General features: G+C 68.8%; 6 protein-coding genes and 2 pseudogenes. 5 read left to right on the top strand and 3 right to left on the bottom strand.

Annotated features, from left to right (window positions below):
- Positions 1-713: pseudogene (locus tag AB4Y92_RS22910) on the bottom strand (hypothetical protein); the annotation flags it as partial.
- Between the two features lie 263 nt (positions 714-976).
- Here AB4Y92_RS22910 and AB4Y92_RS22905 point away from each other — a divergent pair.
- From AB4Y92_RS22905 to AB4Y92_RS22885, 5 genes and pseudogenes are all read left to right on the top strand, one after another.
- A complete protein-coding gene (locus AB4Y92_RS22905) occupies positions 977-1,342 on the top strand; it encodes a hypothetical protein (RefSeq protein WP_441821750.1) in 366 nt (121 codons plus the stop codon).
- Positions 1,343-1,447: 105 nt separating this feature from the next.
- Complete coding sequence (locus AB4Y92_RS22900; protein WP_441821749.1) at positions 1,448-2,788, top strand: TolC family protein; 1,341 nt, start codon at positions 1,448-1,450, stop codon at positions 2,786-2,788.
- The gene (locus AB4Y92_RS22895) at positions 2,785-3,780 is read left to right on the top strand and encodes an efflux RND transporter periplasmic adaptor subunit (RefSeq protein ID WP_441821748.1); all 996 of its coding nucleotides are present in this window, start codon (positions 2,785-2,787) and stop codon (positions 3,778-3,780) included. Before AB4Y92_RS22900 ends, AB4Y92_RS22895 begins: the two co-directional genes overlap by 4 nt.
- Before the next feature lie 82 nt (positions 3,781-3,862).
- The gene (locus AB4Y92_RS22890; protein WP_441821752.1) at positions 3,863-7,036 is read left to right on the top strand and encodes an efflux RND transporter permease subunit; all 3,174 of its coding nucleotides are present in this window, start codon (positions 3,863-3,865) and stop codon (positions 7,034-7,036) included.
- A 119-nt stretch (positions 7,037-7,155) separates the two neighbouring features.
- Positions 7,156-8,055, top strand: a pseudogene (locus AB4Y92_RS22885) (cation diffusion facilitator family transporter); the annotation flags it as partial.
- Positions 8,056-8,161: 106 nt separating this feature from the next.
- Here the strand turns inward: AB4Y92_RS22885 and AB4Y92_RS22880 are convergent.
- Positions 8,162-8,749, bottom strand: coding sequence for a hypothetical protein (locus tag AB4Y92_RS22880; RefSeq protein ID WP_441821747.1), 588 nt, complete (start codon positions 8,747-8,749; stop codon positions 8,162-8,164).
- Positions 8,750-8,759: 10 nt separating this feature from the next.
- On the bottom strand, positions 8,760-10,946 hold the full coding sequence (locus tag AB4Y92_RS22875; protein ID WP_441821746.1) for a molybdopterin cofactor-binding domain-containing protein: 2,187 nt from the start codon (positions 10,944-10,946) through the stop codon (positions 8,760-8,762).
- Positions 10,947-10,972: the final 26 nt, after the last annotated feature.

The following is a 10,972-nucleotide window of genomic DNA, read 5'->3' as shown; positions in this document are numbered from 1 at the left end:
CCGGGCACCGGCGCGGCCGGGGTGCTGGCCTGGGCCGCGGCTTCGTCGGCAGCCTGGGCGCTGGCCGCGGCGGCGGCTTTCATCGCCGTGTTGGCCGCGGCGGTGCGTTCGCGCTGCGCCGACAACGCGCGCGCGGCGCTGGCGTCGGTGCGTTCGGCCATCAGCCGCTCGGTTTCCTCGCGCGCCTTGCGTTCGCGCGCGGCGCCGGCGGCGCGCAGGCCTTCGCGCAGGCGCGGCAAGGCCGGCGCCTGCGGATCCATGCGCGCGAGCAGATCCTGCAGGCGCTTGGATTCGGCCAGATCGTCGTCGAGCAAGGCTTGCTCGCCGGCGATCACCACATACGGCTGCAATTCGCTGAGCGCGCTGATCACATCGATCTGGCCCGCCTCTTTGTCGCGCAGCGCCAGGTAGTAATCGACCGCGCTGTCGCCGGCCGGGGTGTGGATGCGCTGTTCGCGCAACGCCTGCGCGGCGCGGGCGCGCAGGCCGTCAGCGTCGAGTTCGGTCAAGGCCGGCGGCAACGGCGCGGCCGCCGCTTCGGCCTGAGCCGATGCGGCCGACGGCGCCTTGGAGGATTCGCCGGAACCGCATCCGGCCAGCAACACGCTCAAACCCAGGCTCGCGCCGAGCACGACGCGCGCGGATGCGCGGACCGCCCGGCGCGCCCACAGGCCAGCGGCGACGATACGCGCCGGCTTGGTCACAACCTTCACTGCTAAACCCCCTGTACCGCGAAACTGCGTAATCCGCGCGCAGATTAGGCACAGGATGTGACGCGGGTACTGCATCGCCCTTGCCTATCCTGGTGGACGAAACCGCGTCCATCTGCTGAGCGTCCTGCCGCGCGGCGCGGATTATGGCGGCAGCGGCGCGCCGGCGCGATGCGCAATCCGGCCAATGGATGCATGGCGGCACCTGAACGATGCCGGCAAGGCTGAAATTGTATTGCGGCGGCGGCGGCTCCTATCATCGCCGCATGCCCGGTCCGTCCGCCCTCGCCGCTGCCTCGCGCTATCTGGTCTTCGCCGTGTTGATCGCGGTGATGCTGGTCAAGCCGGTGTTGGCGTTCGCCAGCGAGATCGGCGAACTGGCGCCGAGCGTGGCCACGGCGCTGCAGCACGAAGGCGATCGCCACGCCGACGGCCAACCGCGGCACGATCCCGACGGCTGCGGCGACTCGCGATGGCACCTGAGCCATTGCTGCGCGATGCAGGCCGCGTTGTTGCCGCGCATCGACCTGGGCCTGCTCGCCCCCGCCACCGCGCAGGCGTTGCCGGCGCATTCCACCGCGTTCGTGCCGACCCCGACCGTGGTGCCGTTCCGCCCACCCATCTCCGCCTGATCCGCTGCCGGCCCCGCGCCGGCCCGGGCTGACGCCCGTCCTCGCCGTGCGTGTGCCGTCGCTTTGCGACCGCGCCGGCGTCTTCAGCGATCCAGGAGATACCCCATGCGTTTGCGTCCGGCGGCTTTGGCCGCCCTGACGGCTGCGCTGTGCTTTTCTGCACAGGCGCGGCCGCCCCTTGCTTCAGCTTCTCCACCCGGCACGCTCGCTGCGGCGAACGCGCCCGCCGCGCCGCGCGCCGGTTCGGCGTTCACCCTCGACGATGCCTACGCGCGCATCGGCGACAGCCATCCGGACCTGCGCTTGTTCGGCGATCAACGCTCGGTGCTGCAGGCCGAGCGCGACATCGCCGCGCAGAAACCGGCCCTGGTCGCCGGCCTGGCGGTGGACAACGTGCTCGGCACCGGCGCGGTCAGCGGCATCAGCGGCGCCGAAATCACCCTGAGCCTGGCCTCGGTGTTCGAACGCGGCGGCAAGCTCGACGCGCGCCGCGCGTTCGCGCAAAGCCGCATCGATGCGCTCGCGGTCGATCGCGAAGGCCGGCGCCTGGACTTGCTGGCCGAAACCGCCCGCCGCTATCTGGCCATCGTCGCCGCGCAGCGCCGCATCGAGCTGGCCCAGTTCGACATCGCCCAGCGCAAGCGCAGCGTCGCCGCCGCGCGCCAGCGCCTGGAAGCCGGCGCCTCGCCGGAATCCGGGCTGCTGACCGCGCAGGCCGCGCAGGCGCGCGCCGAACTGGAACGCAGCCGCGGCGAGCAATCGCTGCTGGCCGCGCGCCAGCATCTGGCGGCGCTGTGGGGCGAACGCGATCCCGGCTTCGCCACGGTGGCCGGCGATCCCTATGCGCTGGCGCCGATCCAGGACACCGCCGCGCTGGCGAGCCTGCTCGAACGCACGCCGGAACTGGCGCGCTTCAACGACGCGCGCCGCATCGGTGAGGCGCGTGTGCGTCTGGCCCAGAGCCAGGCCACGCCCGATCTGAGCTGGCAACTCGGCGTGCGCCGCCTGCAGGACGGCAGCGACATGGCCCTGATCGGCAGCGTCGCCATGCCGCTGGGCGCGCGCGACCGCGCCGAGCCCGGCATCCGCGGCGCGCAGGCGGAACTGGCGATGTTGGAGACCGAACGCGAAGCCAAGGGCATGTCGCTGTACTCGACCCTGGTCGAAGCGCACGGCCGCTACCGGGTCGGCGCGCTGGAAGTTACGCGGCTCAAGGACGACGTGCTGCCGCGCCTGGAACGCGCGGAGAAAGCCGCCGAATACGCCTACCGCGCCGGCGCCATCAGCTATCTGGAACTGGCCCTGTTGCAGGCCGAAAGCGTGGCCGTGCGCAAACAGCGCCTGGACACCGCGCTCGACGCGCAACTGGCGCTGATCGAAATCCAGCGTCTCACCGGCGAGTCGTTTCTCGCCGCATCGCCCCATCCCGCAGGAGCCCGCCCATGAAGCCCGAATTGTTGATCGCCGCGGGCCTGCTGGCCCTGAGTCTTAGCGCCTGCGGCGGCGCGGACAAGACACCGGAACAAACCGCAGCGGCCGCGAAGAAGATCGAAGGCGACCACGCCGAACAAGGCGGCGCCGATCAAGGCGCCGAGCACGGCGAAGGCGAGGAAGAAAAAGCCGAAAGCACGGTGATCCGCAACGAGATCGCGCGCCGCTCCGGCATCGGCGTGGCGCCCGCCGGCCCCGGCACGGTCGCCGACGAACACGAAGTGCAAGGCCTGATCACGCCGCTGGAAGGCCATGTCGCGCGCATCACCGCGCGCTATCCCGGGCCGGTGCGCTCGCTGCGCGCCAACGTCGGCGACCGCGTCAGCGCCGGGCAGACGCTGGCCACCATCGACAGCAATCTGAGCCTGACCACCTACAGCATCGCCACGGCGATCTCCGGCGTGGTGCTGGCGCGCAACGCCTCGGTCGGCGAGGTCGCGGTGGAAGGCACGGCGCTGTTCGAGATCGCCGATCTGTCCACGCTGTGGGTCGATCTGCACGTGTTCGGCGCCGACGCCTCGCACCTGCGTCCGGGCCTGCCGGTCACGGTGATGCGCATGGGCGAGGACAGCGGTGTGGACACCACGCTCGATCGCATCCTGCCCGGCACCGCCACCGCCAGCCAGAGCACGGTCGCGCGCGCCTCGATCAAGAACGCCGATGGTCTGTGGCGTCCGGGTTCGGCAGTGCGCGCGCGCGTCACCGTGGAACAGCAGCCGGTGGCGCTGGCGGTGCCGCTGACCGCGTTGCAGCGGATGGACGACTTTGAGGTCGTGTTCGTGCGCGAAGGCGAGCGCTACAGCGCGCGGCCGGTGAAGCTGGGCCGCCGCGATGCTAAACGCGTGGAAGTGCTTTCGGGCTTGAAGGCCGGCGAACAGGTCGTGGTCGAACAGAGCTTCCTGATCAAGGCCGACATCGAAAAAGCCGGGGCCTCGCATGAACACTGAGCCCCGCGCCAACCCATCCGCCGATGCCAGCCCCGGCGCGCTCGAACGCATCCTGCGCTTCGCCATCCGCCATCGCTGGCTGATGCTCGCGCTGACTCTGGCGCTGATCGCCGTGGGCGTGTGGAGCTTCGGCAAGCTGCCGATCGACGCCACCCCCGACATCACCAACGTACAGGTGCAGATCAACACCCAGGCGCCCGGCTATTCGCCGCTGGAGGCCGAACAGCGGGTGACCTTTCCGATCGAGACCGCGTTGGCGGGCCTGCCCAAACTCGATTACACGCGCTCGCTCTCGCGCTACGGTCTTTCGCAAGTCACCGTGGTGTTCAAGGACGGCACCGACCTGTACTTCGCCCGGCAGCAAGTCGCCGAGCGCCTGCAGCAGGTGAAGTCGCAGATCCCGGCCGGCCTGGAACCCGAACTCGGCCCGACCGCGACCGGCCTGGGCGAGATCTTCATGTACACGGTCGATGCCGATCCCAAGGCGCGCAAGCCCGACGGTTCGGCCTACACCGCGACCGATCTGCGCACGCTGCAGGATTGGGTGATCCGCCCGCAGTTGCGCAACACGCCCGGCGTCACCGAGGTCAACACCATCGGCGGCTACGCGCGGCAGATCCACATCACGCCCGACCCGGCGCGATTGCGCGCGTTGAACCTGACCCAGCGCGACGTGGTCGCGGCGCTGGCGGCCAACAACCAGAACGTCGGCGCCGGTTACATCGAACGCAACGGCGAGCAGTTCCTGGTGCGCGTGCCGGGACAGATCGCCAAACCTGATGCGATCGGCGAGATCGTGCTCGACCGCCGCGACGGCGTGCCGATCCGCGTGCGCGACGTGGCTCAGGTCGGCGAAGGCCCGGAACTGCGCAGCGGCGCGGCCACCCAGAACAGCCATGAAGTCGTGCTGGGCACGGTCTTCATGCTGGTCGGTTCCAACAGCCGCGACGTCTCGCAAGCCGCCGCAAGCAAACTGGAAGCGGCCAACGCCAGCCTGCCCAAGGGCGTGAGCGCCAACGCCGTGTACGACCGCACCTCGCTGGTCGATCGCACCATCGCCACGGTGTCGAAGAACCTGGTCGAAGGCGCCTTGCTGGTGGTGGCGGTGCTGTTCCTGCTGCTGGGCAACTTCCGCGCCGCGCTGATCACCGCGCTGGTGATTCCGCTGGCGATGCTGTTCACCATCACCGGCATGGTCCGCGGCGGCGTGTCGGGCAATCTGATGAGCCTGGGCGCGCTGGACTTCGGCCTGATCGTCGACGGCGCGGTGATCATCATCGAGAACTGCCTGCGCCGTTTCGGCGAGCAACAGCATCTGCTCGGCCGGCAGATGAGCGACGAGGAGCGCCACGACCTCACCGCCTCGGCCACCGCCGAAGTGATCCGCCCCAGCCTGTTCGGCCTGGGCATCATCACCGCGGTGTATCTGCCGATCTTCGCGCTCAGCGGCATCGAAGGAAAAATGTTCCATCCCATGGCGATCACCGTGGTGCTGGCGCTGACCGGCGCGATGCTGTTGTCGCTGACCTTCGTGCCGGCGGCGGTGGCGATCTTCCTCGGCGGCAAGGTGGCGGAGAAAGAAAACCGCGCCATGGCCTGGATCAAGCGCCGCTACGAGCCGGCGCTGGCCTGGGCGCTGCGCAGCCGCGCGATCGTGGTCGCCGGCACCGCCGCGCTGGTGATCGTCAGCGGTTTGCTGGCCACTCGCATGGGCACCGAGTTCGTCCCGAGCCTGGACGAAGGCGATGTCGCGGTGCAGGCCATGCGCATCCCCGGCACCAGCCTGACCCAGTCGGTGACGATGCAGAAGACGATGGAGCAGGCGTTCATGGCCATGCCCGAAGTCGAACGCGTCTTCAGCAAGATCGGCACCTCCGAAGTCGCCAGCGACCCGATGCCGCCGTCGGTGGCCGATACCTTCCTGATGCTCAAGCCGCGCGAGCGCTGGCCCAATCCGGGCAAACCCAAGGCGGCGCTGATGGAGGAAATCCAGGCCATCGCCGGCACCCTGCCCGGCAGCAACTTCGAGTTCACCCAGCCGATCCAGATGCGCACCAACGAGTTGATCTCCGGCGTGCGCGCCGATGTCGCGGTCAAGGTCTACGGCGACGATCTGCAGCAGTTGCTCAAAGTCGCGCAGCGCATCGAGGCGGTGGCCAAGCGCGTGCCCGGCGCGGCCGACATCAAGACCGAACAGGTCACCGGTCTGCCGATGCTGAGCATCGAGCCCGATCCGCGCGCGCTGGCGGTGTACGGCCTCAACCCGGTCGCGGTGCAGGACGCGGTGGCGACCGCGGTGGGCGGCGAGGTCGCCGGGCAGTTGTTCGAAGGCGACCGCCGTTTCGACTTGGTGGTTCGTCTGCCCGAAGGTTTGCGCCAGGACCCGGCCGCGCTCGCCGATCTGCCGATCCCGTTGCCGGCCGCCAGCGGCGATCGCGATGAATCCAGCCGCGATGCCACCTGGCTCGCCGGCGCGCCGCGCACGGTGCCGCTGCGCGAGGTCGCCAAGATCAAGTCGGTGCTCGGCCCTAACCAGATCAATCGCGAAAACGGCAAGCGCCGCATCGTGGTGACGGCGAACGTGCGCGATCGCGATCTGGGCGGTTTCGTCGGCGAGTTGCGTCAGCGCATCGATGCCGAAGTGAAATTGCCGGAGGGCTATTGGATCGGCTACGGCGGCACCTTCGAGCAATTGATCTCGGCCAGCCAGCGTCTGGCGATCGTGGTGCCGGTGACCCTGGTGCTGATCTTCGCCTTGTTGTTCATGGCTTTCGGTTCGGCCAAGGACGCGGCGATCGTGTTCAGCGGCGTGCCGCTGGCGCTGACCGGCGGGGTGATCGCGCTGGCCTTGCGCGGGATTCCGTTGTCGATCTCGGCCGGTGTCGGCTTTATCGCCCTATCCGGGGTGGCCGTGCTCAATGGCCTGGTGATGATCGCCTTCATCCGCAAATTGCGCGAGCAAGGCGACCCGCTCGACAACGCCATCGTCGATGGCGCGCTCGGCCGTCTGCGGCCGGTGCTGATGACGGCGCTGGTGGCCTCCCTGGGCTTCATCCCGATGGCCTTCAACGTCGGCGCCGGCTCGGAAGTGCAGCGGCCGCTGGCGACGGTGGTGATCGGCGGCATCGTCTCTTCGACTCTGCTGACCTTGCTGGTGCTGCCGGTGCTGTACCGCTGGCTGCATCGCAACGACGCGGAAGAACGCGAGCGCGAACCGGCGCCGCGATCGCCGCCCCAGATCGCACCCGCGCACTGACGGCGCACTTCACGGACCGCCGGTAACGGCGGTCCTCTATCTCGATGGCGCGCCGCTCACGCGCGCTGCGTTTCAATGGGCCGCCGCTGTCGTGGCGGCCCGCAACCGGGAGAATCGACATGGGCAGTGGACACGACCACGGCACCACCGCGATCCGTCACGAGCGCCCGCTGTGGTGGGCGCTGGGCCTGACCGGTGGCTTCCTGATCGCCGAAGTCATCGGCGCCTTCCTCACCAACAGCCTGGCGCTGTTGTCGGATGCCGCGCACATGGGCACCGACACCCTGGCCCTGATGATCGCCTTGACCGCGGTGCGGCTGAGCCGCAAACCGGCCGACGCCAAACGCAGTTTCGGCTACGTGCGCATGGAAGCGATGGGCGCGATGGCCAACGGCCTGATGTTGTTCGCGGTGGCCGCGTACATCCTGTGGGAAGCAGTCGGGCGCTTCAGCCAGCCGCCGCAGATCGCGACCACCGGCATGCTGGTGATCGCGTCCCTGGGCCTTGCGATCAATCTGATCGCAATGCGCCTGCTCAGCGCCGGCAGCGGCGAGAGCCTGAACATGAAAGGCGCGTATCTGGAAGTGTGGAGCGACATGCTCGGCTCGGTGGCGGTGATCGCCGGCGCGATCGTGATCCGCCTGACCGGCTGGACCGTGGTCGATCCGATCCTGGCCGTGCTGATCGGCCTGTGGGTGCTGCCGCGCACATGGACGCTGCTGCGCGAGGCCGGCAACGTGCTGATGGAAGGCGTGCCGCGCGGCATCGACCTGGACGCGGTACGCGCGGTGCTGTCCTCGGCCGACGGCGTCAGCGACGTGCACGACCTGCATGTGTGGTCGCTGGGATCGAGCACGCCGGCGATGACCGCGCATCTGGTGGTCGAATCAGGCGTGGACGGCGAGGCGTTGCGGCGGGAGTTGGCGAAATTGCTCGATGAGCGTTATGGGATCGAGCATTGCACCTTGCAGATCGAGGCGGTGGCTTGCGGGGATGAGGCTTGCGACAGTCCGCATCCGTGATTCGCGCTTCCCGCCTGCGAAAGTGAAGCGTAACCACGATTGATTCCCTCTCCCGCGAGCGGGAGAGGGGCTTTATCGCGGGATGTCCTTAGCCACCGCAGCCTCACTGCCTGGGACAAGGCCCACCCGCATCCGCCCAAGTCTTGAACGCCTCTACGAACTGCGGATGCGGCACCGGCACCGGTTCGCGCGCGCCGCCCGGCGCCCAGCCCCACAGCACCAGCTTGTCTTCGCTGACGTGCTTGATCAGCGCGGCGAAATCGCGGCCGCCGTTGCTGCTCTTGTCCTTGATCAGCGCGCACAGCTTCGGCGCCGGCAGGCCGATCCAGGCCATCTTGTGTTGCGGTGGCGGCAGCTGCCAATGCGGCGCGCCCGGCGGCGCGTTGGCGCCGTAGCTGGCGGGAAGATTGGCTTCGCCGTGGCAGGTCGAACACGGCAGACCGGCCGCGCCCTTGCCTTCGGGCCCGCGCACCACGCCCATCGCATGCGGCAGGCCGGCGTTGAACTGCAGCGGGCTGTCGCCGGGAATGTGGCAGTTCTGGCAGCGCGGGTGCTGGAACACTTTCTGCACCGTGGCGAACGCGGCGACCGCGCGCGCATCGGTCGGCGGGGCCGGCTTGGAGCCGGCATTGAACACCGCCAGGATCGGAATCAGGGCCAGCGCCGGCAGGGCAAAAGCTAATGCTCGCATCGTCGTCTCCTCAGGCCAGCCGCAGCGGCAGTTCGCGCAGCCGCTGCTTGGTCAGCGCAAACACCGCATTGGCGACCGCGGCGGCGACCGGCGCGGTGCCCGGTTCGCCGGCGCCGCCCATTTCACCGGCGCTGGTCACGATGTGCACCTCGATCTTCGGCGCTTCATCCAGACGCAACACGCGGTAGTCGTGGTAATTGGATTCCTGCACGCGCCCGTCCTTGAAGGTCACCGCGCTGTGCAGCGCCGCGCCCAGGCCGAAGTTGATGCCCGATTCCATCTGCGCGCGCACGCCGTCGGGATTCACCGCAAGGCCGCAATCGATCGCGCAGACGAAACGGTCCACGCGGATGCCGTGGCCGCCGCCGGGCAAATCGATCAGCGACACTTCGGCGACCTGGGCGATGTAGCTCTTGAACGACTCGTGCACCGCCACGCCGCGCGCGCGGCCCTTGGGCAGTTTCGAACCCCAGCCGGATTTCTCCGCCACCAGATTCAAGGCCGCCAGATGGCGCGGATGATCTTTCAGCAAAGTGCGCCGATACGCCACCGGGTCTTGGCCGGCCGCGTGCGCGAGTTCATCGACCAGACTCTCCATCACGAACGCGTTGTAGCTGTGGCCGACCGAACGCCACCACAGCACCGGAATACCGGTCTTGGGCGAATGCAGATCGACGCGATGATCCTTCAGGCCCTTGATGTACGGCGAATCGGCCACGCCTTCGACCGAGGTCGCGTCGATACCGTTCTTGACCATCGCCGACTCGAACGGCGTGCCGCCGAGGATCGACTGGCCGACCATCACATGCTGCCATGCCACCGGAATGCCCTGTGCGTCGACGCCGATGCGGGCCTGCTGCAGATACATCGGCCGGTAATAACCGCCGCGCACATCGTCCTCGCGCGACCACACCGTCTTGACCGGCTTGCCCGCGGCCTTGGCCACGTGCACGGCTTCGCGCACGAAGTCGGAGGTCGGCGTCGCGCGCCGGCCGAAGCCGCCGCCGAGGAACATGGTGTGGATCTTCACCTTATCGGGTTTGATGCCGAGGATTTCCGCGGCGATCTTCTGATCCATGGTCTGGAACTGAGTGCCGGTCCAGATCTCGCAGCGGCCGCCCTCGACCTTTACCGTGCAGTTGAGCGGCTCCATCGGCGCGTGCGCCAGATACGGCACGTTGTATTCGGCTTCCAGCGTCTTCGCCGCTTTGCCGAGCGCGCCTTTGACATCGCCGGCCTGACTGGCGACGGCGCCTTCAGTGGCGGCAAGACGGCGGAATTCCTCGCGCAGCTTGCCGCTGTCCAGGCCCGCATTGGGGCCGAGATCCCAGTCGATGACCAACAGATCGCGACCTTGCTTGGCCGCCCAATAATGATCCGCGATCACCGCCACGCCACTGGGCACCTGCACCACATCGCGCACGCCCGGCACCGCCTTGGCCTTGCCGGCATCGAAGGATTTGACCGTGCCGCCGAACACCGGCGAGCGCGCCACCACCGCGGTCATCAAGCCGTCGAACTGCACGTCCATGCCGAACTTGGCGCGGCCGGTGATCTTCTCCGGGCCGTCCAGGCGGCGCGTGGATTTGCCGATGATCGTCCAGTCCTTGGCCTGCTTGAGCGCGGGCGCCGCGGCCGGCGCCGGCAGCTTGGCCGCGGCGGCGGCGAGTTCGCCGTAACTGGCGCGCTGATCGCCGGCGATGGCCACGCCCTTCTCGGTGCGCACCTGATCGGCCGGCACGCCGAAGCGCTGCGCCGCGGCCGCGACCAGCAGCGCACGCGCGGTGGCGCCGGCCTGACGGTAGCGGTCGAACTCGGTCCAGGTGCTGGTCGAGCCGCCGGTCATCTGCATGTGGAACATGGTGTGCGCATACGCGTCGTCGGCCGGCGCGTGTTCGACCTTGATCTTCGACCAGTCCGCGTCGAGCTCTTCCGCGATCAACATCGCAAGACCGGTCCAGATGCCCTGGCCCATTTCCGAATGCGACAGCAGCACGGTGACGGTGTCGTCGGCGCCCACGCGCAAGAACGCGTTGGGCACGAAGCCGGCCGATACCGCCGCGGCCTGCGCGGGCGCGGCCTCGGCGAAACGTTTCGCGCCGGGCACGACGAAACCGATCACCAGGCCGCCGCCGATCAAGGCGGTGTTTTTGATGAATCGACGCCGCGAGGGCGCATCCAGGTCAAGGGTGTTCACGGACATCTCCTTGCAAACGCGTGACG

It is taken from the genome of Lysobacter sp. TAB13, from assembly GCF_052113885.1.
Lineage (GTDB): Bacteria > Pseudomonadota > Gammaproteobacteria > Xanthomonadales > Xanthomonadaceae > Lysobacter > Lysobacter gummosus.
Note: the sequence above shows the minus strand (reverse complement) of the source record. Positions and strands in the feature narration are given on the sequence as shown.

Excerpts from the sequence above, each read along its gene's own strand:
- AB4Y92_RS22905 (WP_441821750.1), top strand. The coding sequence starts at position 977 with ATGCCCGGTCCGTCCGCCCTCGCCGCTGCCTCGCGCTATCTGGTCTTC.
- AB4Y92_RS22900 (WP_441821749.1), top strand. The coding sequence starts at position 1,448 with ATGCGTTTGCGTCCGGCGGCTTTGGCCGCCCTGACGGCTGCGCTGTGC.
- AB4Y92_RS22895 (WP_441821748.1), top strand. The coding sequence starts at position 2,785 with ATGAAGCCCGAATTGTTGATCGCCGCGGGCCTGCTGGCCCTGAGTCTT.
- AB4Y92_RS22890 (WP_441821752.1), top strand. The coding sequence starts at position 3,863 with ATGCTCGCGCTGACTCTGGCGCTGATCGCCGTGGGCGTGTGGAGCTTC.
- AB4Y92_RS22880 (WP_441821747.1), bottom strand. The coding sequence starts at position 8,749 with ATGCGAGCATTAGCTTTTGCCCTGCCGGCGCTGGCCCTGATTCCGATC.